The sequence below is a fragment of the Gimesia sp. genome (assembly GCF_040219335.1).
Lineage (GTDB): Bacteria > Planctomycetota > Planctomycetia > Planctomycetales > Planctomycetaceae > Gimesia.
The window spans coordinates 25,394-48,788 of the sequence record NZ_JAVJSQ010000018.1; the positions used below are offsets into that span (position 1 = coordinate 25,394).

Below are 23,395 nucleotides of genomic sequence, written 5' to 3' on the forward strand. Positions count from 1 at the left end.
GTTTAGCTCTCCTTGAGCAGTTTGGTCGGTACGAGACATCTGATCGATGCCCCGCCGGACGGACCGGCTTCTATGTGGAATGTTCCACCTGCGACTCCACATCGATACTGCATGGTCCTTAATCCCATTCCCATTTCTCGATTCGATTGATCCCTGTCTTTGTCAGGTCTGATTCCAATGCCGTTATCGTTCACTTCAAGTACGACATAATCTTCGTCACCTTCTAATATAATACTGATTTCTGTGGCTTGACTGTGGCGCAGAGAGTTACTGGTCGCCTCCTGTGCGATTCGATACAAGTGGGTGGCTGTGGCATTGTCGGCAAGCACGACGCTTGCAGAGGACTCGAACCGGCAAGTGACGCGAGGATGTGTATTAATCGAGGCTGAGAGCTCTGCGAGTGCCGCCTGCAATCCACGAGGCTCAATCTGCACAGGCATTACGCCGTGGGCCAGACGTCTGACATGTACATTCGTCTCGTTGAGTAGTGAGGAGATTCTCGCTGCTAAAGCCCGCAGTCTGGAAAACTCAGCTGTTTGTAAGTGGCGTGCAGTTTCTTCAGTCGATTCCTCTGGGATCGCATCCAGAAGTTCGACAAGCGTGCCTGCAAACAAAGCCAGTCCAGTCAATTCCTGACCAATCCCATCATGCAGTTCCTGCCCGATTCGTCGCTGTTCATCCTCAGCAATCTGCAGAACGTGAGCCTGAAGCTGTTTGCGTTCGGAGATATCGTGGACAATCCCGGTGAATACCTGCAAATGGTCGACTTCAGTGATCGAAATTTCGATGGGAAATGTCGAGCCATCTTTCCGGCGGCCAACCAGTTCACGGACTGAGTCGAGAATTCGGGGTTTGCCGGTTTGTAGATACCGTTTAATATAGCTGTCGTGCTCTTCGCTATAAGGAGCCGGCATGAGCATACTCACGTTCTGGTTGATCATTTCATTCCGGGTATAACCGAATAATCTCTCCGTTGAGCGATTTATGGTCTGGATCACCCCCTGGCTGTCTATCGAGATGATCGCGTCAAGGGCCGAATCCAGAATCGCTTCAAGATGACTGCGTTCCGCTCGTATTTCCCTCGTGCGTTGCTGCACAGCTTCTTCCAGATCAATCGTACGTTGCCGGAGCTTGGCGTTCTCAACCCGGGAGTGGGTATCATCGAAGACATACCCTTTGAGCCGGATAAGATTTCCCTGTTCATCGAAGGTTCCAATAACAGTCTCAACAACGTGCAGGGTTATGCCGTCATTGCGACGGGTAATGCGTTCAAATCGATCGAGTGTTCCCATCACACGGATTCTCTCGATGAACGCAGTCCATGAATACGGATCTGAGTAAAAGTCCTGCAGACTGCTGCCGACCGCCTGTTGCTGACTCACAAAACCGAACATGTCGACAAACGCACGATTGCACAGCAGTATTTCACCATCAGGCGTGGCGAGATAATCACCTGTGAGGTCGTCGTCAAAGAGTAAGCGATAATTTTCTTCACTTTGTCGAAGAGATTGCTGTGCAAGTTTTGTTTCTGTGATATCCCGCAACAGCGCGTCATAGGCGGTTAATTGACCGTCAGCATCATAGTAAGGAATGATCAATTTCCTGAGCCAGCGGAGCTGTCCATCTTTCCGCCGGATACGGAATTCAGACGGCTTTGGCTGCTGCCCTGAAAGAACCTGTTCAATTTGGCGCTCGATATCAGAACGGTCATCCTCAAGGACTAGATCGATCCACAGACGGTGATTAGCGGCATACTCTTCAGGCCGATACCCGGTGATTGCAGCGCACTTCGGCCCATGTTGCTTTTCTACTACCTGTCCTTCATCCAGCAGAACGTGGTAGTGATAGTCAGCGACGGCGTCTCGTAATTGATGGTAGCGGGACTCGACTGCCGGTTGCATTTGCCGATGTTGTTTCTCAACCATAATTTGGACGTGCTTCTCGCTGAAAACGGTTTTCGATGAGCCCGAAAGGGGACGTCTATTCAAGCCCTTACAAAAATTATACAAAGCAGATTTCTGCCGTGAATAGCGGAATCCGCCATTCCTCAAATGGTGTTAATATCTATTGTAGAAGTTGCCATGCTATGGATAATTTTACGATATTGGGGTCAGAATTCCGCCACTAAAAAGCGCGAGAATCTGACACACAGCCAGGGACATAGGCCGTTTCAATGCTGTGATGCGGACAGGAACAAGTTCATGAAGAAAAGCGGCAGAATAGTTCAGGAGCCAGGAGTTCAAATCGTCGCAGTTAATCTGAGCCTTGGAATAACAGTACGGATTTTCCAGTAGATCTATCCCAGCTCGACGAAGCAGATCGTCTGAGTGTTCTGATGATCTGCGATAGTAGTAACAGCGGTTCGACACAATAAACGAACTGGTTGCTAAACAAACTTTGATCAATTAGCAGGGAGGAGTGTAATGAGTACTGCCACTTTGAACCAAATGAAGATGACTGACTTAGATGGTCACGCAGGTAGCGAACACAGGACTTCCATGAATGTCGGGCATCAAACAGAGACAGAGCTCATAAAGGGGCAGCCTTCTCTCAAAACTCTCCCGGTGAGCGCTGGCGAAAGAGGGGTGTGCAGCTTGTCCGCCGCCAGTGCTCGCCATCTATTACATTCCAGTGATTACGGAGAGATACGTTGCCTGGAATGTGAAGCACAAGCAGAAGTTCTGATCCTGCGTGGCCAGGTAACATCCTGGCATCAGAAGCAGGTAGCTCAAGAAACCGTCCGAAATGTTCCCGGCTTCATAAAAATATTGAATTATGTGGAAGTCGTCCCGCTATAGTCGATAGAGAGGCGACCAGGCCATTCGCGGAAAGTTGCGCAGTAATCTCAACAGGCACTCATAACGTTTTCAGTTTTTTGGAGGAGTACGATGCTGGTCTTGACTCGTAAGCGTGGTGAAAGAGTTGTTATCAGTGATAACATCAAGCTGACAGTGGTTTCGATTCGGGGGAAACGAGTGAAACTGGGTGTGACTGCACCGGCAGATGTCAGCATCCGCCGGGACGATCTTTCTAAAACAGCCAATAGGGGGGCTTTGCTTGAAGAAAGTTGTCCCACCCGGGGGTCTTAGCTCTGGTCCAAGTCACTGCGGTCATCAGCATGATACAGATCAGTTTGCCCATTCGTTGAGTCTCTGGGAAGGATGTGTTTTTTTCAAATCACTTACCCGATTGCCTGTCGCTTCTACCAAGGGCAGGATTTGGTTGAATCATGTTTCATCGAAAAATATACTGAATGGGTGATTAAAGGATGATTTTTAGAAGTATTTCAGGTAGCAATATGATCTGATAACTGAAAATCACCTTCAGGGGCAACAATCCACTATTAAGGATGGAGTAGATCAGAACGCATGCAGCGGTTTAAAAAAATTCTTGTGGGTGTTGACCTGTCATCAGGAGATCACCTCGTTTCAGATGAGGTTTCACCTGCCTCCCAGGAAGCGGTAGACCGCGCCATCTGGTTGGCCGGATCGAATTCTGCAGAGCTCACATTCTTTTTTACCCTGGATGTTTCTGCTGAAACTCAACGGATGATTGAAGAGTCTAATGAGAAGGACTCTATAGTCACAACTGCTCAACAAGTATTGAACGGACTGGTGTCGCAAGCGAAAGAATCAGGAATCAAGGCTGACAGCGAGGTCTGTTTCGGCAGAAGCTGGCGACAGATAATTCTGAAGGTGGTACTTGATGGATACGATATTGTGATAGCGGGAACCCGACACCTGGGCCCGTTCAAATCAATATTGCTGGGCAGCACTGGCGTGAAGCTCTTGAGACTATGTCCATCTCCTGTATGGATTACACAGCCACAATCAGATTCACAGATCAAATCGATCCTGGTTGCACATTGCTTGCGTCCTGTTGGCGATCTCGCTCTGGAGCTAGGGGCCGCCATGGCGGAATTACACGGTTCGGAACTCCATGTAGTTCACTCACAGGAACATTCGGAATTTGACTCCTGGCATTCTACTTTCCAGCATGAGGAACGCAATCTGAGAACTCCCCTCGAAGTCAAACGCCATATCGAATCTCAGCTTGCTGGTTTCCAGCTTAAAACTCATCCACAGATACATATCGTCACTTCCACACCACCAGATATCGCAGTTCTGAGTCTGGTGGAAAAGCACAATATCGAGTTGCTTGTTATGGGCACCATCGCACGTACGGGCATCAGTGGATTAATAATAGGGAATACAGCTGAAAAATTACTTCCACAAATCAACTGTTCTGTTTTGGCAGTTAAGCCTGCTGATTTTGATTCACCTGTGACAGGCTGAAGCTGATAAAGTCTAAAGCAGTATCTATTACCCTGGCTGTTGTCCTGGGAGCAATGAGTTAACCGTTTTTATCTCTAAACTGTCGGTATGGGGACATAAAGAATACTATATGCCGGGATGCTGGCCACGGCCTTATCCAATTTTTGATAAGATCTGGTAATAAAGACCGTAGGGATGACGTACTGTTTAACTGCGTTTAAGTAGCCCACGATTAAGTAGCGCACGATGAATTCCGCATCAGATCTCTGTGTGTCATTGCAAAATATGATTCGCGTAATTCAGAGCCTGGTGATACTAACCTAAGAAATATTCAGTATGGATAACTCCCGATCATTCATTGAAGCTGATTCTCCACGCCCTTCCATACTACCTTGTTTTCTGCGTGGTTTTCTTGAGAATCCATTACGAGTGGCTTCGTTTCTTCCGAGTTCCAATTACCTGCAGCGAAAACTGAGTTCGCTGGAGTGTCTGCAGGCTGCTCAGGTGGTTGTTGAACTGGGGCCGGGTACCGGAGAGACCACGCGGGCACTGCTCAATCAACTGCCTCAGCAGTCTATTCTGCTTTGTATTGAAGTCGTAAATGAATTCGTGAATCAGGTTCGACGGATCACAGATGCGCGAGTGATTGTTGAAAAAGGATCAGCATTAAATTTACGGCAGATCCTCAAACATTACCAGCTTGCGTCTCCTGATGTGATTGTTTCCGGGGTACCTTTTTCAGTAATGTCTCCCGAAGAGGGGCATTCCCTGATTGAATCGATTTATGACACCTTAGCGCCTGGCGGGAGCTTTGTCACCTATCAGTTCCGCAGTAGGGTCTGCGATCTGGCATTCGAATATTTCGGTAAGCCAAAGCATCGCTCCGTCGTTCTCTGGAACCTGCCTCCCCTGGAAATATTTGTCTGGCAGAAAAACACCACACACGGTTCTGTCTTACGTAATCATATCGACTTCGATTTTGACGCAACATAACTGACCTGCCCTGAGAGCGATAATAGGATTATGTGGATGAGTCATTTGAACAACTTGTTTCCATCCTTGAACCAGCTGAAATGTTAAGAATTAACAGTTGCTTTTACGTCGCATTTCGTGCGACAGCCGGGACGGTATAATTCTGCTCTCTCGCCCGGTCTTGCGTGTGGATATTGTGTTCCGCCAAAAAACATTGTCGATATTGCCCAAACGTTGTCAGTCCCAGGGCAATGCCAAAATACGCCAGCGCTTCCTGAGTAACGGTCGACCTGAAGACGATCGAAGAGGGGCGACCACTAATCATTTACGCAGCGCGCCAGGGAAAATCACTTCGCGGCCTGGTGAGAGAAATGCTGGCTCCAGGAATTCAAGAAATCTGCAAAGAGATCCAGATTCCGGACCCGTCCAGACGAAACCCTCAGATAATCACTGAAATCACCCAATTTTGGCAGATTTGCCCGTATCAGGCCCTGAGAGGCCCTGTATCGCATCGCAGGCTGGAAACGCCCGGTAAGGCCTTAAATGAAAAGATATCGCGAAATAGGGGCCATCCATTAATCAGGGTTTCTACTAAGACGTTCCCCATGGACATCCTCTCGCGCGAACAGCAACAATCAATCGGCTTAATTAAGGAGGTTTTTCTCTGTGTAAAAGTTTTCAGGAAACACTTCAGACAATCGTTAAAATCCTACCGCTTCATCAACATGTACTATTGAGCCGTATATTATTTATTCATTTCCTCTACCCAGGCAAAATGATCGTGCGATAATCCACATATGAATGATGTTTTATGTAGTGCTACCAATAGTCCTGTAATCAACCCGAAATTACAACTCTTGAATGTCATGTTGGTGGATAACAAAGCTGGGAGAGCATTACTCTGTGCAAAACATGATGTAGGACACCGATAAGCCGCGACTGTCCCTCTAATCGTCCAATCGATTCTCCATCTCATCCACGGTCGCCAGGATGTCCTGAAAAATTTAGTACGTTGCCTGGATCAGGCAACTCGAACAGCCTTATTTCTTTGCAAGAAAATGGGACCTGAATGGAGAATCATTGATCATGCAGAAAACACTTGGACTACCCCCGGATTATGATCCAGTCGTCTATATCATAGACGATGAGGAATCGGTTCGACTCTCTCTCGAAGAACTGATTAACAGCCTGGGGGTTAAATCAACTTCGCATGAATCTGCTGAGCATTTTCTAAAAGAAATTGAAGAGGAGTTAATTGGGTGCGTCCTGACAGATCTAAGGTTAATGGGATGTAATGGCATCGAGTTAATCAAACAGTTGAAATCGAAAAATTATGAACTACCAGTGATATTAGTTTCCGGGAATTTAGATGTCTCTGTGGCTGTTAGCGCAATCAATGAAGGAGCTTTCGCTGTCCTCGAAAAACCATACTCGGAACAGGAACTCTGGGACCATCTAATCGCAGCGATCAAGTATGACTTTGACCATCGAGAAGATTGTCTCTGGGTTCAAAAGACAGCAGAAAAGTTCTCGGCTCTTACAGACGACGAAAAATCAACGATGTCCCTGCTGATCGAAGGGCATTCAAATAAGAAGGTTTCCCATCTGCTTGATGTCTCGCAACGAACTGTTGTGACTCGAAGAAAGTCGATTATGGAAAAAATTGAAGTCGACAACCTCATCGAACTCGCCAAAATCCTGACGGAATTGGAACTCAAACAGGCTCAGCTCAAATCCGATGTGATCGTGATTTCAGAATGAATTTGTACTCCGAAAGTATGTCCGGGTAATATACATTTGCCGGACATACTTTCGGTTTGCCAGGCTTTTGCAATTCAAGCTTCACCGTGATTACCAGTACTGGCTCACTTGGTAGCCCTGCCGCTTTCTACAGTCTCTGGGGGCTGAGTTGACTTGTGTGTCCCTGGACAATCAGGAGTTGGTCGATCCTATCGCCGTAGGGCGGCGATCTGGAAAAACATGGTTCTGATTGCAATCATGCATGCGAACAACGTAGTCTGCACGATTCAGCCGATTAAAAAGTAGCAGCAATCGCCGGGGAAAATGGAATTCCCTGTAACACAGAGGTTCATCGCTGCGATGCTTGAGCAGATTGCACGGCCGGCAATATTACTGCCGCGTATCACGTGAAAGTGAAGCGAATTTATATATTGGATAACGGGCGGGATCACAGAGAAAGTCTACGCAGAGACCGTATTGGTCACTGAATAATACGGTCTCTGCGGTGATTATGGATTTCAACTACTGAATGCCAATAGAAGTGGAGAAAGTCACTTCGTTTTAGACATGGGAAACCACAATTGCTACAATCCATCCCTGGATCGGCTCTTATCTGATCTATATGTGAAATCCTAGATTAACTTATTGATGATCAACGGGATCAAACCCTTATCAATCTGTAATCGGATAATTCATGTGACCGCAATGGAAGAGCAAAATGCTCTTATTTGCTTAATCAGCTATTGACGATTGTGGGTACATGCTCATGACTGGAGGAAGATAGTGACTATTAGAAATACCTCCGTGTCGCCGGATTGGTCCATTGATCAAATGAACCAATGGTTCCGAGTTCGAACAGCAACAATTGCCTCTGTATATGCTATTTCAGGCATCCTCTGGATCTTATTTTCGGACAGAATACTGATCGCCGTTGTGTCTGATCCCACACGAGTTGCTCTTTGGGGGACTTACAAAGGCATTGCGTTTGTTACGGTGACGACTTTACTGCTGGTCATTCTCCTGAACAGAACTTTCAAAATTGCCAGTCAGGCTTATCGCGCTCTCAGTGAAGTTAAAGAGGCATTTCGAAATGAAAAAGTATTTGCTGACACGATGATCGAGTCCATGCCGGGAATCATTTATTTCTATGACTCCGAAGGTTCTTTCCTACGCTGGAATAAAAACTTCGAGACTGTTTCCGGCTATTCAGACAGCGAGATCCGACATCTGCATCCCCGGGAATTTTTCCGTGGGAACGATATTTTGCGAGTTGAAGAACGCATTCAGGAAGTATTTACCCTGGGAGAATCTTCTCTGGAAGCATTATTTATCAACAAGCAGGGGACAGCAACCCCGTATTTTTTCACTGGCAGTCGCGTACTTTACAAAGGGAAGCTGTGTTTGGTCGGCATGGGAATTGATATTTCCGATCGGAAACAGGCAGAAACCCAACTGGCCAGAAGCGAGCAGAAGTATCGAGAACTGGTCGAACAGGCCAACAGTATAATCCTGCGTTGGGATCGAAGTGGTCGAATTCGGTTTATGAATCGTTTCGGGTGTGAATTTTTTGGATACTCTTATGACGAAATTGTCGGTCAGAATGTGATGGGGACGATCGTGCCTGCCACGGAAAGTAATGGGCGTGATTTGAGTTCACTGATCGAAGAAATCTGCGATTCTCCCGCGACACACGAACATCTGGTCAATGAGAATATATGCCGTAACGGGAAACGTGTCTTAATTGATTGGACGAATCGGGTTCAACTTAACGATTATGAGAATGTCACCGAGATTCTGAGTATCGGGACCGACATTACTGACCGCAGGCGAATCGAGGTGGAACGGCAGAAACGCGAGCAGGCCGAGGCTGCTGACCAGGTTAAATCGGCATTTCTGGCGACAATGTCTCACGAATTGCGGACCCCGTTGAATTCCATCATCGGGTTTACAGGAATCATTCTTCAAGAGATGGCAGGACCACTCAATCAGGAGCAGCAAAAACAACTCACCATGGTTCAAGATAGCGCCCGTCATTTACTGGCGCTTGTTAACGATGTATTGGATATTTCAAAAATTGAAGCAGGACAACTCGAGGTCTGTCAGGAATACTTTGATATCCATCAGTCGATCGATAATGTGCTCAGAATCATGCGTCCTCAGGTCGATAATCAAAACCTGACTCTGCAAACTCACCTTTCCCCCGAGCTAAGCCAGTTAAAAAGTGACCGACGACGGTTTGAGCAAATTCTATTGAATCTGTTGAGTAATGCCGTCAAATACACCGAAAAGGGAGGTATTCAGCTTAAAGCTGTTATCGTCTACGACAATTCCGGGACAGCATCTGCAAAAGAACTCTTGCAGATTCTTGTCTCTGACACCGGAATTGGAATTAAACAGGAGGATCTGGAACACGTCTTTCAACCATTCCGTCAGATTGATTCGGGAACTTCGAGAAAACATGATGGAACAGGCCTGGGACTGGCGATTTGTAAGCGCCTGGTTGAACTGATGGGGGGGACGATTGACATCGAAAGCCAATGGGGATATGGCACTACTTTAAGCGTGAAGTTACCATTTACCCCTGTGGAGAAAATATGAAGTCCCGTCTGTTGATCATTGAAGACAACCCCAATAATCGTTACCTGGTGACCTTTCTGCTGACGAAACGTGGGCATGAAGTGTTTGAAGCCGAAACTGGAACGAGTGGATTAGAGATGGCCATCAAAATCAATCCGGATTTGATACTCCTTGATATCCAGCTTCCTGAGGTGGATGGCTACACCGTGATGCGTCACCTAAAACAGCATCCACAATTGAAATTGATCCCTATCGTTGCCGTCACATCCTATGCGATGCCTGGTGACCGGCAGAGGTGTCTGGATGCGGGAGCAGAAGGATATATTGAGAAACCGATAGATCCCAATTCATTCGTTTTCGAGGTTGAGCAATATCTTCATGCATCAGGCGAAGGGGGCCGGTGATGAGTCATGTATTAATTGTTGATGACGATGACAGAAATCTCTATTTTCTTCGAGTCATCCTGCAAGGGAGTGGTCATCAGGTCGAAGAAGCAAAAAATGGGCAGGAAGCACTCACATGTGCTATGCAGAATGCTCCCGACCTGATCATTTCTGATCTTCTCATGCCCCAGATGGATGGTTTTGAACTGCTCCGAAAGTGGAAATCCCAGAAACAACTGCAGTCCATTCCATTCTTTGTCTATACGGCGACCTACACAACTTCAGAAGATGAAGAACTGGCACTCGAACTCGGTGCCGACGCATTCCTGATCAAGCCAGCCGAGCCTGACCTGCTTAAGGCGAGAATTGACGAACTTCTCACTCCTGATGCTTCCGAGACGAAACAGCTGAAAAAACAGTCAATCAACAGCTCAAAAATACTGGAACAGTATTCTCATGTCTTAGTCCGAAAGCTGAATGAAAAGGTCCAGCAGTTATCGCAGACCAACCTCTCCCTCGAACAGCTACTGGAGCAGCATCGAGAAACCGAAGTGTCGCTTCGTGAAAGTGAAGCACGCTACCGGGGACTGTTCAATTCGGTTACCGACCCCCTCTTTGTTTACGACAGGGAAACGCTTCGCTATCTGGCAGTCAATGATGCTGCAGTCTCTTCTTACGGGTATACCCGTGAAGAGTTTTTGACAATGACGCTCGAAGAAATTCGGCCTGCCGAGGAAGTCCTGCGTCTAAAAGAGATGCTGAGTAAATCAGGAACTGGCAAAGAACATCGAGGAATCTGGAAACATCGGCGTAAGTCGGATGAAATATTTGAAGTCGAGATCTTTGCGTATGGATTGGAGTTCGCAGGACGCCCCGCCTGCCTGGTCCAGGCCAGAGATCTGTCAGAGCAACGTCAGGCAGAAGCTGTAGCAGCCCAGACTTCAGAATTGTTGCAGGCCGTTGTTAATGGTGTCAATGATGCTGTCTTCGTCAAGAATCGCGAAGGACAATACCTGCTGTTCAATCAGGCCGCAGCAAAATTTGTCGGTAAACCAATACAAGACGTTATCGGAAAGGACGATACGGAAGTCTTTCCTGGTCCAGATGCACAACGCATTATGGAGAATGATCGCAAAGTCATGGAGTCGAACGAACTCCAGACGATTGAAGAAGTATTGGTAACAACCGAAGGTCCAAGAACATTCAGTGCCCATAAGGTCCCCTATCGTAACCAGCATGGCGATGTCATCGGTACCATTGGAATCTCACGGGATGTAACTGAACAACGCGAAGCCGAACTGGCCAGGCAAGAAACCCAGGAGCGATTCGTACAACTTGCCGAGAATATTGAAGAAGTCTTCTGGCTGAGTGATCCCAGCACTTCCGAGATACTCTATATCAGTCCCAGTTTTGAACGGATCTGGGGATATCCCTGTCGTGAGCTCTATGAAAATCCCAATCTGTGGAAGGATATGATTCATCCGGAAGATCTGGCTCGAATCCAGCATTTGCTGCAGAATGAAGCCATTACAGGCTACGATGTCGAATATCGCATCAGCCGTCCCGATGAATCGATCCGCTGGATTTCTGATAAGGCGTTCCCCATCCGAGATCAACAAGGCAACGTATTCCGGGTCGCCGGCGTAGCTCAAGATATCTCGGAACGTAAAGAAGCCATCATCGCTCTCGAAGCGAATGAGGCAAGATTTCGAATACTCGCCAAAGCGACTAACGATGCCATTTGGGATTGGGATCTCAAAACTCAATCATTGTGGTGGGGGGATGGCTTTGAGACTCTCTTTGGATTTTCTCGAGACGATGTCGAACCGACGATCGAATCGTGGTACAACCGAATTCACTCAGATGACAGGACCTGGGTCATCGATCAGGTCCATCAGGCCATCGAGTCCGGTGATGAATCCTGGGAAGGAGAGTATCGTTTCCTCCGCAAAGATGGCTCCTATGCTTATGTGCTTGATCGCGGGCACGTGTTGCACGACGATAACGGAGTTGCAGTCCGTATGATCGGTGGCATGATGGACTTGACGGAACGTAAGCTGGCCGAGGAAACACTCCATCTGCGTGATCGGGCCATTCAGGCGGTTTCACAGGGAATTCTGATAACAGACGCCAGTGACCCTGATAATGCGATCGTCTTCGCCAGCAAGGGTTTTGAACTGATTACGGGATACTCGGCCCAGGAAGTCCTTGGCAGAAATTGCCGCTTTCTTCAGGGCACCAGGACAAATCCGGAAACCGTAACGCAAATTCGTAATGCGATTCGTGATCGCCAAAAGTGTGACGTCGAGATCTTAAACTATCGTAAAGATGGCACGGCTTTCTGGAATCAACTTTCGATATCCCCTGTTTATTCTCCCGAAGGGAAGTTATCCCACTTTGTGGGTATTCAGACTGATGTGACATCCCGGAAAAATCTGGAAGAACAGTTTCATCAAGCCCAGAAAATGGAAGCTGTCGGCAAACTTGCTGGAGGAGTTGCTCACGATTTCAACAATCTGCTCACCATTATCAACAGTTACAGCGAAATGCTTCTCGACGATCTCGGAGAGGATTTTCCGTTACGCGACTGGATTTCGCATATCTGGGATGCAGGTAATCGGGCGGAAGAACTCACGAAGCAGTTATTGACTTTCAGTCGGCAACATGTCATCGAACCCAAACTGATCGATTTGAACGAACTGGTCCGCGGCACGGAAAATATGCTGCACAGGTTGATCGGTGAGGATATTCTGCTTCAAGTCTCCCTGGAGCCCGGCCTCGATCAAGTGAAAATGGAACCAAGTCATCTGGAGCAGATACTGCTGAATCTGGCTGTGAATGCCCGTGATGCCATGCCTCGCGGCGGTACCCTCTCAATTGCCACCGGTATGGTTGATCTGGATGAGACTTATTGTCAGATTATCCCGAATCTCCAACCAGGCCGTTTTGTTCTACTTACCATGAGCGATAGTGGTTCGGGCATTCCTGAGGAAGTAAAATCTAAAATATTTGAGCCGTTTTTTACAACTAAAGATGTCGGTAGGGGAACTGGGCTGGGTCTTTCAACCGTCCATGGGATTGTGAAGCAAACTGGTGGGACGATCACCGTTTACAGCGAGATCGACCAGGGGACAACATTCAAAGTCTATCTGCCGGCTACTAGAACGCTTGGTGCTGAACACTCCCCAAAAGCAACCACGTTTTCAGTTTCTCGCGGCACAGAAACGATTTTGGTCGCAGAAGATGAAGACGCGGTCAGGACGCTGACCGCTCAAATTTTGAGAAACTACGGGTACACAATCCATCTGACGTCCAATGGAAAAGAAGCGCTGGAATTCATGCAAACCAACGGAGATGCCGTTGATCTACTCATCTCCGATGTCGTGATGCCTCATCTGGGCGGGCGTGAACTGGCTGAGAAAGTCCATCAGATCCACCCTAATTGCAAAATTCTGTTCCTGTCAGGTTACACCGATGACGCGGTGATCCGACATGGCGTCTTGGCAACAGAGTTTACCTTCCTCCAGAAACCGTTTTCACCATCGAAGTTGGCCCAAAAAGTTCGTAACCTGCTCGATCAGCAATAATCAAACGATTCTACGGTCAGTAACAGGGGACGGCCTGCAACAAATGAAGCTCGAACCAGACTCGAACGCCTCTGAGCGATGATGCTTGCCTGATCACAGCGTCGCTTTGCTTCGGCCAATAATATTTTTGCGGCCCCACCCGCTTCGGCAGATTGAATCGCGAGTAAGCCCGTACTACGTTCGAATCCCTTGTTGATCCAGATCGTCAAGCCATGCCTGTCGGTAATGATCACGATATTGAGTTATTCGAGGATCTCATTTGGAATTCTGATGCGGTTTGAATGATATAATAATCACTTCATGAATGGATCTGATCACTTTCCTTTATCTGGCTGACAATCGCTTCCAGTTCGTCAGAGGATAAAGGCGGAGTGCGGAGGATTTCTGTCATCTGATTGGTTTTTTCAATGGCAGTCAGAAAGACATCCTGCGATTCCATTCTTCCTTTCTGGTAATACTCGGACAACAGCTGATTGACTTTAAGAATACGCTGGGGCACAGGTTGGTCGCACATTTCCGCGAACGCCTCCGCGACCTGCATGCAACGTACCAGCCCCTGCGTCATAATAGGCAGATTCAATTCGCTAGCATCCCTGTGATGGGCATACACGGGTTGCACGATGGAAAACGGAAAGCCCCAGGCTTGCAGAACAGCAGCAGAGACCATGCCATGATCAGTATTCGTGACCAGGTTTTCGGAAGTGATGAACTGCAACGTGGGAATTGTTCGAACTCGTTTTACGACCCGCTCAAAATAGGCTTCGCCATAGTGCTCGGCCAGCACCAGGATACCGATCTCCTGCAATATTCCCAGCAGATAGGCTGTTTCCGGAGGTACAGAATCGAAATAGCGCGCGACGGACTCTGCTGTGGCGGCGATCAGGGAGGTGCGTTTGAGGTACCAGTGTCGGAACTCTTCCGCCCAGGGCATCATCAGCTTGGAACGGACAGTTCGCAAACCAAGCGAGAGGCAGATTGCAATTGCCTTCCTGGGGCCCAGTAGCGTGACGATGCCTTTCAAATCTTTTTGTTGCGAAGAGGCAGCGACCTGAGATGAGTTTGCAACCTTAATCAACTCTGAAGTCAGTCGCGAGTCCGTTTCAATTTCGCTGACGAGTTGTGGAATTGAAATTTCGAGGGAGGAACGGGTGGCATGTTCTACCAGTCTGGTCAGTACATGTGGAATCGGAGGGACATCGCTGAATTCCGTAACCAGTCGGCGGGCTGCGGAGTCGATCATCAGACAGTGGTGGGACAGGCGTGACATATACCCGTATGCCAGATTCAGAATTTCTGTTTCGTCGGTTTCTTCCTCTATCGTTTTTTCGACCCCCTGGCAGTTTTCAATATTGAGGCGAGCGAGTGAGTCTCGGGAGCCTCTCAAGAATGCAGGAATATTGATCAGGTCAGCGTGGAGTCGTTCCACGATTTGATTCCCGCGCAGAAACCCAGAAATCTCCTGGTCGATGATCAGCAAATCCACCCGCTTTTCATTCACAATTTCCAGCAGATGATCAGTGCTGAGAGCTACGATCACATTCAAGGGGGACTCAGCAGCAGCCAGGACGATACGGTGGCAGAACGCCGAGTCCGGACTCAGAACAATGACATTGTGTTTTGAGCCGGGACGAGTCGTGGATGTGTCATCTGCCTGAACCGGTGCGATGTTCTTACGCTTTGAGTCGGTTTTCCGGGACAGAATTTCCAGCATGTTTTGCGAAAATTCTTTGTATTTAATTGGTTTGCGATATAGGTGTCTGATTCCGCGCTTCCGCAAATCTTCATCGATCAGGGGCTGCATTATGCCGGTGAGGACGCAGATTTCCGTTTGCTGATCCTGAAGTTTCATGAGCTCGGTACATAGGATGTGACCGTTCATCACCGGCATTTTGAGGTCGGTGATAATCAGATCGTACCGATGGAGAGCGCACATCTCCATGGCTTTTTCGCCATTTCCAGCTGTATCACACTGAAATCCAGCCTGAGATAATACGCGAGACAGAAGTTCGCGGATCGCTGATTCATCATCAACGATCAAGGCATGGTAGATGAAAGTATTTATCAGAGTTCCTCCCCGGGAATCGCTTCTAATGAAGAAATATTGATGTGTCTGGGCTCAATATTTTATGATACTTCATTTACTACATCGTCATGCGAAAAAGTGTCGGTGAGTCTGTTTATTGGTTAAAACTTTTTGGTATTAAGTTAAGGTCAATCCCTCATTATGCACAATGAGCAATTATGTTCGTAACGAGTGGAACTACAGATATAGACTGAATGTTATTATGAGCAATAAAAAGGCTTCGAGACAGAGTTCTCTTCATTTCGGAAATGCAAACAGCGGTTCGTCCCCCATTCCGCCACGGATAAGACTTTGGTACGCCGCTGCGCAACATGATCGGCAATGGTGACGTCACGGATGACTTGATTCTGATCACCGACTTTGATTTGGAGAGCCTAAGCCGTGGATCTCACTACAGAAGAGGGAAACTTCATCTCTAGATCCAGAAATCATTTACGAAGAAACGCCCAGCGGTCAGTTCAGGGGGATCCAGCACGCGCTGTGCTTGATCTCGACAAAGCATACACTCGGCAGAATCTCTCAAACGACGGCAGACGAAAAACTCAAGCAAACAATCGCCACTGACGAAATTTATAAAAGACCACGTATTCGTCCCCCACTGACACATCAGGAAGAATCCTGCACAGACAGCTAAGGGGTTTCAACCGGCAGACGCTACGCTTTGATTTCAGACAAGCTCTCAATGTTGAGGCCTTTCTGATCTGGAAACAACGGGGCAATCTGTTTTCTGAAATAGCAGTCCAACCATTGAATATCCAGCCAGACGGTAGTCTTATTCACTGCCTGTCTCCACCACGAAAGACGTCCAATGCCAACTCAATATGCAACGATCTCGATCAGTCACCACGGTAAACTTCTCGACCGATTCTGCACGTTTTCGATCTTCCTGCTTTTACTCATGATGATCAACACTATGGCTGCTCAACAGGCACCAGGAGCCGAGATCGTTTGTTTGACGGTGGATGATCCGAACAATTACGAAGCGGTCACGTTTCTCAATCGCTACGCGACGCAGGAGCTTCGGCCGGCTGGCCATAGTGTTACGATTCTGGAAGGCAATCAGCCGTTGCCAACAGATATTCCCGGGTTGCTCAAAGCGGTTCCACGGGCCGACCTGTTGATTGTATTTATACGACGGGCAACGCTGCCAGCCGAACAGCTCGAAGCGATCAAAAAACATCTCAATGCGGGTAAACCGCTGCTGGGGATTCGAACGGCCAACCACGCCTTTTTGCCTCGGGGTAAGGATGCCAAGCCTCCTGAAGGAAGAGCGGTCTGGCCGGAATTTACACCGGCTGTCCTCGGCGGACAAAACACCGGTTATGAGACCCAGGGGTTGCCTTATCGGGTAACACGCCACCCAGATGCTCCCGCGAAAACGCCGTTCTTGAAAGGAATCGACCCGTCCAGCATTCGCGGTTACAAGTCGCTGTACCTGGTCTTGCCACTTGCCAAAGATGCTACCCCGCTGCTGCTTGGTAAGGCGGAGACAGATACGCCGACCCAGCCGTTAGCCTGGTACCGCACCTACGGTCCCAAACAGGCTAAGGTCTTTTACACAAGCCTGGGCGCCCCCGAGGATGTCAAACAGCCTGATGTGATCCGGCTCTACAACAATGCGATCACCTGGTTGCTGGCCGATTGACGAGTCGTTTTTACACTACCCCAGGTAGGACTCGCAGGTGGACATGCAGTCCCCCGTTTTATATTTTCCAGGGCGCGTGATAGGGGCGTTGCAGCATCTGATTGGCTGCTTCATCACCGATGAACTGTTCTTTCTCCGGGTCCCACTTTAGTTTTCGTTTCAGCCGCATGGCAATGTTACCCAGGTGACAAATACTGGCGGTAGAATGTCCGGCCTCAACGGGTTCGATGGGATCTTTCCGCGACTTGACGGAGTCAATGAAGTTCTGGTAATGATTCTCGCTGACGGGCAGGTGAATCTCATCGGCTGCGATTACTGAATTCTTGATGGCATCTGAGGATGCTTCCACCTCGCGCATATTATTCACACTGAATTGAACCCAGCCTTCGGTGCCCTCGATGCGGGCTCCAAACCCGGGTTCCTGTGTACGACAAATAAACTCGATACCGTTGGCGTAGCGTGCGCGGAAGTCGGTTTTCATCGCGGTGGTGTATAGATGCCCTTTGGGCGGCCAGACAACCCCTGGTTGGTTCTCGAATTCCACCGGGCCAGTGCCGTCCATGTCCAGCGCCCACTGGATGATATCGGTTGAATGCGCACCGGTGTTGGTGACCTGTCCCCCTGAATAATCGAGATGGAAGCGGAAACGGTAGAAGCAGCGATCGCTGTGATAGGGGGCCATCGGTGCGGGGCCTAACCACATGTTGTAATCAAAACCAGCGGGTACGGGCATTTCCGGCCAGCCTGGGCCTGGTCCTGCACCGCTGCCATTAATAATAGAAACCACGCGTTTGACCTCGCCGATGCGACCATTGCGTACCAGTTCACACATGCGGCGCACGACTTTATTCGAGCGATACTGAGAGCCGGTCTGTAAAATACGATTGTGCTTGCGAACCGCTTTGATCATCTGCTGACCATCATGGACGGTGAGTGACATGGGTTTCTGGCAATAGACGTCTTTGCCGGCTTCACAGGCTTTGACAGTCGCCAGGGCATGCCAATGATCGGGTAAAGTGATCATGACGGCATCAATGTCTTCGCGTGCCAGAACATCGCGAAAGTCACTGTAGGCATCACATCCCTGGTACTTCCCCGAACGTACCTTTTTGGCATAGTACTCATTCACTTTTTTCTGAGCGGGATCGCGTCCCAGAAAATGTTCTTTACGAGCATAGCCACCACTGGCCTTGTTGACGTCACAGACGGCAACCACCTGCGCATCAGCGAGCCGCAACATACCGGGCAAGTCGGCACGACTCTGGTTTCCACAACCAATCTGGGCAATGTTGATGCGGTTACTGGGGGCATTCGCACCAAAGACAGAACTGGGAACGATGGTCGGCACCATAAACGCAGTACTGGCGGTTGCTATGAAGTCACGTCGCGTCAGCTTGCTGCTGTTATTCTCAGGGGGGAGATTAATATTTTGCATAGCGGAGTACTCTCTTGGAAATTGAGTATGGAGCCGGTCAAAGTTTGGCCTCTACACTAAATTGGTGGCCATTTTCACCATATCATTTTAGGCGTTGTTAATGCTATCAAAAGCTAGCCCATGCCGACCTTTTTATCCAAGATTCCCGATATGGATTGAGTCTGAAGTTCCCCAGAAATAGTGGGCGCTGGAATTAGGTTATACTGCCTGCTCAAACATTTCGGGACTCTGATAGCCCAGAGATGAATGGTGCCTTTCACCATTGTAGAACACTTCGATGTACTCGAAGATACTGTGACGGGCTGATGCCCGTGTCTCGTATTTCTGGCGATGAATCAGCTCTTTCTTGAGCGTTGCAAAGAAGCTTTCCATCACGGCATTGTCCCAACAGTCTCTTGAAAAACGGAGTAAAATAGAAAACAGTATCGCAACATTTATTTTCATCGGAGCGAATGTTGCAGGAGCAGCATGTTTTGAACTGATCACTCCGGGATGAATATGGACAAGATAAATTACCATTCTTTTTTCAGCATTTTTAAATTCTTTCGATCATATAAGTAGATCGGGTTTATGTCCGACTTCGTTCGAGAACTGGCCATCTTCAGCTGTCTGCTTTTCACCAGTTTCTGTTTCTGGAAAGTAGAGAAAGGTTGATTGCTGGTTCCGACAATCAGAGACTGCTCTCAGCAGAGGCGCGGCAGTACATCCTCCCTGACCACTTACACGGGTGGTGAAGACGCCACTTTATCATTGCTCGTGCCCGGGATAACCGTTGTGGATCTGGGTTTCTCCCTCTGTCTCTGGAAACAGTTCCTGTTCCGCTGAACGATTTTCAGTTACGGCGTTACGTTGCCTTTTCATACAATGACGCGTCTGGATGCTGGAACTGAGTGGTAGATCACATCGGAGGAATATGGTGCCTGCGGGAGTCTGGATCAAAGGTAACGTCGCCAGGCTGGCTGCCCTCAGTTTTGACAGGAGGCTGTTTTTGACCTGGTCTGTTTTCCTGTCTGTTTCCGGCTTGCTGCGCTTATCCTGAATTGCATTTGGGCAGACCCTTGTTTCTGGTTGGGCGTTCTAAAGTTGGTCATGTTGGTTTTAAATTTTGGGAATCGGCGTGGGGGAGTCAAGTGGATGCTGCGTGTTGACCTGCTCCGAATGTGCAGTGAAAAGGGTTGAGTCTGCTTTGAATTGCTCTGAGTCTGCTCCGAAATGAATTGAATATGTACGAGATATTGAGAACCGGTTCATTTTGTTCCGGTGACAAACTGGAAAAATCGACGGCGATTCAGGTGCTTCTGAGTCACAAGTGGGACAGGTTCCAGTGCACGCATCATCCGCCTCGCGCGCGAAGCAGAATTACAAAAGAATACGATTCGGAAAGTGTCGATCAAGTGCAATTTGTTCCGTTCCAGAGACAGAACTGCACTGGAAATCGGGAAGGGGTTGCATGCAAGCGCTGATCAAAGAGAAAATTAAAAGGGAAGGTTGCCATGAGAGGATCGCGGGGGCTGTGAGGGCAAAGAAAAACGGCTGCCCACTTTGGTGAGCAGCCGTTGGAGTGGAGGCGGCGGGTGTCGCTCCTGAGGCGGATTTTCAAGCTGGAAATGAGCTCAGTAAGTAATTGAGAATTAGACACTTGGGTTGATGTGGCTAGCGGGAGACTTGCTTTGGGGATTTGCTGAATCGGACACATTCGGACAACGAATCGGACAGGCAATGAGAGCGGTCTTGCTTCAGACAATAGCCATAAAAACTGGGGAAGACTATACGGAGTGATTAAGGTGTCACAGTTCATCCATTGCTGGAACGCTTTGACTAACCCAGACGCGAGAACTCGCACGAAAATGTCTGGATTGTTGAGAACAACAGCGGTGTATAATCATTTCTACTCTCCCGAGACATTAACATAATGCGGAGTTGACCATGCCAGGTGACCGTGGGCTACCATCAAGTTTCCAGGCAGGACGGGGGCATCCTTTGATTGCTCGAATCGCCAGTAAAACCAGTATCTGCCGGGGGGTAATTGTTTCAGCTGATATGTGGTATGGAACTCTTCAGTTCCTCTGCCTTTGATTTTTTTGATCTCTTTACCATCAAGAACCAGTGTGGCGGAAACAACAGGGCGCGTGCCAACTGCCTGCAATGATAATTCAACGTTACCATCCTGCGATTTGAAGGCCTCACCCATCAAAGCACCATTGGCGCGGGCATCGACGAAGAACCGGGAGTCGTTGGTGGCAAAGCAACGCCGTTTTTTCAGCGCATCAAAAATCGCATCCGCTGTGAGTTCTTCCACGTAGATGCCTGTTAAGGCACCACTCAGTCCTGATGCGCAACAGGATTTGATCACGGCTGTCCTCGAATGCATTCCAGGTAACCCGCGTTGAACCATTCTGCATGGTCACAGCGGACGGATGCGAGTCGTACATTTTACTGTCCTCATTGATAATTACATCCACAGGTGTGCGTGATCGATCATCCGAAGCCGGTTCTGCACTTTGCAGGTTGTGAGCAAAGCACAGAAATATCACTGAAAAAATGACAACAGAGATACGAATACGTTTCTGTATCAGCACGACGGGAACCTTTCCATTGGACTCAAGAGGGCATCAGAAAAATCACAGGGCATCATTTTCTATGGGACTCTTGTAATTTTAAATGGCTCATCTTGAGATCGCTATCAGATGAAAGCAGAAAACGACCACCTGGTTCTGTAAGCAGAGTCCTTTGTGAAATACCGACTTCGGAGTTGTCAAGCCTCCGTGGCTGGCAAGATTTCAGGTTTAACTCCCATCTGGACAGTAGTACGTTGTGCGACCCAGACTATAGTAACAAGCGGATAGTTGTGTGTTTCACCCAAAGACATACCCGCTGGCAAACTGAATCCTGATGCGAACCATGTTCCTGCAAAAACCGAATACAGAAAAAATTTACCAGTTTGTGCCGGCACAGGCTGGATTAGATTACACCTACCCGGATGATGGAGCCACTCTGTCTTTCTGTCTTTATCGCCTTTTGGGAACATTGTGGATCACGCTCGTCTTGAGTCAGTTTCTGGTGAATTGATCTTCAAGTCAGCACTACGATATTGCCAGCAGATGCGCCTGTTGTGGGGCGATGGCTGGTCGTCAGACACCCGGGATTGAAGACTGCAAATTGAACCAATTAAGATATCTTAGGACAGATTATGGATACGTTTGAAAATGGCACGTTGGCTGAGGAACAACCGGAAATGGTTATGGCCAGGTGCTGGGAGTGTGGTGAGAAAAGACTATGTTATGAGCATCTGGTGTGTTGCACAGGAACGCGATTCCACACTTGTCCTGAATGCCGGAAAGCAATCGAGAGCAGGAGCGATGATTTCAATTTTCCGGTAAACTCAACCTGAGAGTTGTCCTCTCTGGGGACAACTCATCCCTCGTTAGCTTCTTGGATCTTTTCTATATACCGTGGATTTTACTTTCCGGGTAGATTTAATTAAGTGGCAACAACTATATGCAGACTCACTTCAATTCCGAATATCCGTCAGTTGACCATCTGAGAGCTAAAGCCAAATCGCGGATGCCGGGTTTCGCCTATGATTATCTTACGGCTGGGTGTTTTACGGAAATCAACCTGGCGAGGAACAATGACGACATACGCAAAGTACAGCTCAGACCCTGGTATCTCCGCGAATTCAATGAAGCCGATCAAAGCACTAAACTGTTTGGTGAAACTTATGCAGCACCATTTGGGGTTGCGCCCGTAGGTTTACAGGGTTTGATGTGGCCCAAGGCGTGCGAGTATCTGGCACAGGCTGCTGTCGATCACAATATCCCATTTACATTATCCACCGTCAGTACCGCCAGCATTGAAGAAATCGGAAAGATCACGAGTGGCAAGTTCTGGTTTCAGCTTTACCATCCGGCAGAGGATGATCTGCGTGATAAGCTGCTGGAAAGAGCGTGGGATGCGGGTTGCCGTACACTGGTAATTCTGGCAGACACACCAACATTCGCTTATCGCCCAAAAGAGATCCGGAATGGCCTGTCAATTCCTCCGAGAATGACTCCGCGGAACATCGTCCAGATGTTTTTGAGCCCATCCTGGGCAGTGGGACAACTTCTGGCCGGCAAGCCTGAGTTTCAGACGATGAAACCTTACATTCCTAAAGGTCTAAACATGAAGCATCTGGGCCTTTTTATGAACAAGACTTTCTCAGGACGACTTACAGAAAACAAGATTGCAGCGATCCGAGAAAAGTGGCAGGGCAACCTGGTCGTTAAAGGAATCGTCACTCCGGAAGACGCAGAGATCGTAGTCAAGCATGGTTTAGATGGATTGATTGTTTCTAATCATGGTGGTCGACAGCTTGATCGAGGAGAGTCTACTATCGTTCCTTTATATAAACTCACACCGGAGTTTGGCAGCAAGCTGAAAATGATGATCGATGGTGGAATGTACTCGGGAGCTGATATCGCATCGTCCCTAGCCTGTGGAGCGGACTTTGCCTTCATGGGCCGCACTCCCATGTTTGGCGTGTGTGCTCTCGGCAGGTACGGTGGTCACCACACGTTTGAAATGCTCAAAAAGCAACTGAAACAGGTGATGGAGCAGGTCGGTTGTGCGAGAGTTGAAAGGATGCGAGATCATCTGATTCGAGAAAGCGTCCCCGTCTGAAGACACATTCGGCAACTGCTAACATTGTGTATTAACG

The 23,395-nt window shown here is 48.3% G+C and carries 14 protein-coding genes and 1 pseudogene; 10 read left to right on the forward strand and 5 right to left on the reverse strand.

What is annotated here, in order from left to right:
• Positions 1 to 2: 2 nt before the first annotated feature.
• Positions 3 to 1,925 (reverse strand): sensor histidine kinase, encoded by a 1,923-nt coding sequence (locus RID21_RS14780; protein WP_350190081.1) that lies wholly within the window; start codon positions 1,923 to 1,925, stop codon positions 3 to 5.
• A gap of 498 nt (positions 1,926 to 2,423) precedes the next feature.
• Between RID21_RS14780 and RID21_RS14785 the strand changes: the two genes are divergently transcribed.
• The 8 genes from RID21_RS14785 to RID21_RS14820 all read left to right on the forward strand — a co-directional run bounded on the left by RID21_RS14785 (position 2,424) and on the right by RID21_RS14820 (position 13,533).
• Entirely contained in the window at positions 2,424 to 2,798 is a 375-nt protein-coding gene (locus RID21_RS14785) for a BON domain-containing protein (protein WP_350190083.1), read from the forward strand.
• Positions 2,799 to 2,888: 90 nt separating this feature from the next.
• Complete coding sequence (locus RID21_RS14790) at positions 2,889 to 3,089, forward strand: carbon storage regulator (RefSeq protein WP_350190085.1); 201 nt, start codon at positions 2,889 to 2,891, stop codon at positions 3,087 to 3,089.
• A gap of 279 nt (positions 3,090 to 3,368) precedes the next feature.
• Complete coding sequence (locus RID21_RS14795; RefSeq protein WP_350190087.1) at positions 3,369 to 4,295, forward strand: universal stress protein; 927 nt, start codon at positions 3,369 to 3,371, stop codon at positions 4,293 to 4,295.
• A gap of 315 nt (positions 4,296 to 4,610) precedes the next feature.
• The gene (locus RID21_RS14800) at positions 4,611 to 5,267 is read left to right on the forward strand and encodes a class I SAM-dependent methyltransferase (protein ID WP_350190089.1); all 657 of its coding nucleotides are present in this window, start codon (positions 4,611 to 4,613) and stop codon (positions 5,265 to 5,267) included.
• A 1,065-nt stretch (positions 5,268 to 6,332) separates the two neighbouring features.
• Positions 6,333 to 7,007: a response regulator transcription factor gene (locus tag RID21_RS14805; RefSeq protein WP_350190091.1), complete on the forward strand. Its 675-nt coding sequence runs from the start codon at positions 6,333 to 6,335 to the stop codon at positions 7,005 to 7,007.
• A gap of 729 nt (positions 7,008 to 7,736) precedes the next feature.
• Positions 7,737 to 9,584, forward strand: coding sequence for a PAS domain-containing sensor histidine kinase (locus tag RID21_RS14810; RefSeq protein WP_350190093.1), 1,848 nt, complete (start codon positions 7,737 to 7,739; stop codon positions 9,582 to 9,584).
• Positions 9,581 to 9,967 carry a response regulator gene (locus RID21_RS14815; protein ID WP_350190095.1) on the forward strand — a complete coding sequence of 129 codons (387 nt, stop codon included), beginning with the start codon at positions 9,581 to 9,583 and terminating at the stop codon, positions 9,965 to 9,967. The genes RID21_RS14810 and RID21_RS14815 overlap by 4 nt, the downstream gene beginning before the upstream one ends.
• On the forward strand, positions 9,967 to 13,533 hold the full coding sequence (locus RID21_RS14820) for a PAS domain S-box protein (protein ID WP_350190097.1): 3,567 nt from the start codon (positions 9,967 to 9,969) through the stop codon (positions 13,531 to 13,533). The genes RID21_RS14815 and RID21_RS14820 overlap by 1 nt, the downstream gene beginning before the upstream one ends.
• Positions 13,534 to 13,831: 298 nt before the next feature.
• Here the strand turns inward: RID21_RS14820 and RID21_RS14825 are convergent, their stop codons facing one another.
• Positions 13,832 to 15,571, reverse strand: coding sequence for an HDOD domain-containing protein (locus RID21_RS14825; RefSeq protein WP_350190099.1), 1,740 nt, complete (start codon positions 15,569 to 15,571; stop codon positions 13,832 to 13,834).
• A gap of 853 nt (positions 15,572 to 16,424) precedes the next feature.
• On the opposite strand from RID21_RS14825, the gene RID21_RS14830 reads away from it, so the two are divergent.
• Positions 16,425 to 17,261, forward strand: a complete 837-nt coding sequence (locus RID21_RS14830) for a ThuA domain-containing protein (RefSeq protein WP_350190101.1) — start codon at positions 16,425 to 16,427, stop codon at positions 17,259 to 17,261.
• Positions 17,262 to 17,319: 58 nt separating this feature from the next.
• On the opposite strand, the gene RID21_RS14835 is transcribed toward RID21_RS14830, so the two are convergent.
• From RID21_RS14835 to RID21_RS14845, 3 genes and pseudogenes are all read right to left on the reverse strand, one after another.
• Positions 17,320 to 18,696 carry a Gfo/Idh/MocA family protein gene (locus RID21_RS14835; RefSeq protein ID WP_350190103.1) on the reverse strand — a complete coding sequence of 459 codons (1,377 nt, stop codon included), beginning with the start codon at positions 18,694 to 18,696 and terminating at the stop codon, positions 17,320 to 17,322.
• Between the two features lie 198 nt (positions 18,697 to 18,894).
• Positions 18,895 to 19,089: pseudogene (locus RID21_RS14840) on the reverse strand (IS3 family transposase); the annotation flags it as partial.
• A 1,495-nt stretch (positions 19,090 to 20,584) separates the two neighbouring features.
• Positions 20,585 to 21,067 (reverse strand): CehA/McbA family metallohydrolase domain-containing protein, encoded by a 483-nt coding sequence (locus tag RID21_RS14845; RefSeq protein WP_350190105.1) that lies wholly within the window; start codon positions 21,065 to 21,067, stop codon positions 20,585 to 20,587.
• A gap of 1,127 nt (positions 21,068 to 22,194) precedes the next feature.
• Between RID21_RS14845 and RID21_RS14850 the strand changes: the two genes are divergently transcribed.
• Entirely contained in the window at positions 22,195 to 23,358 is a 1,164-nt protein-coding gene (locus tag RID21_RS14850; protein ID WP_350190107.1) for an alpha-hydroxy acid oxidase, read from the forward strand.
• Positions 23,359 to 23,395: the final 37 nt, after the last annotated feature.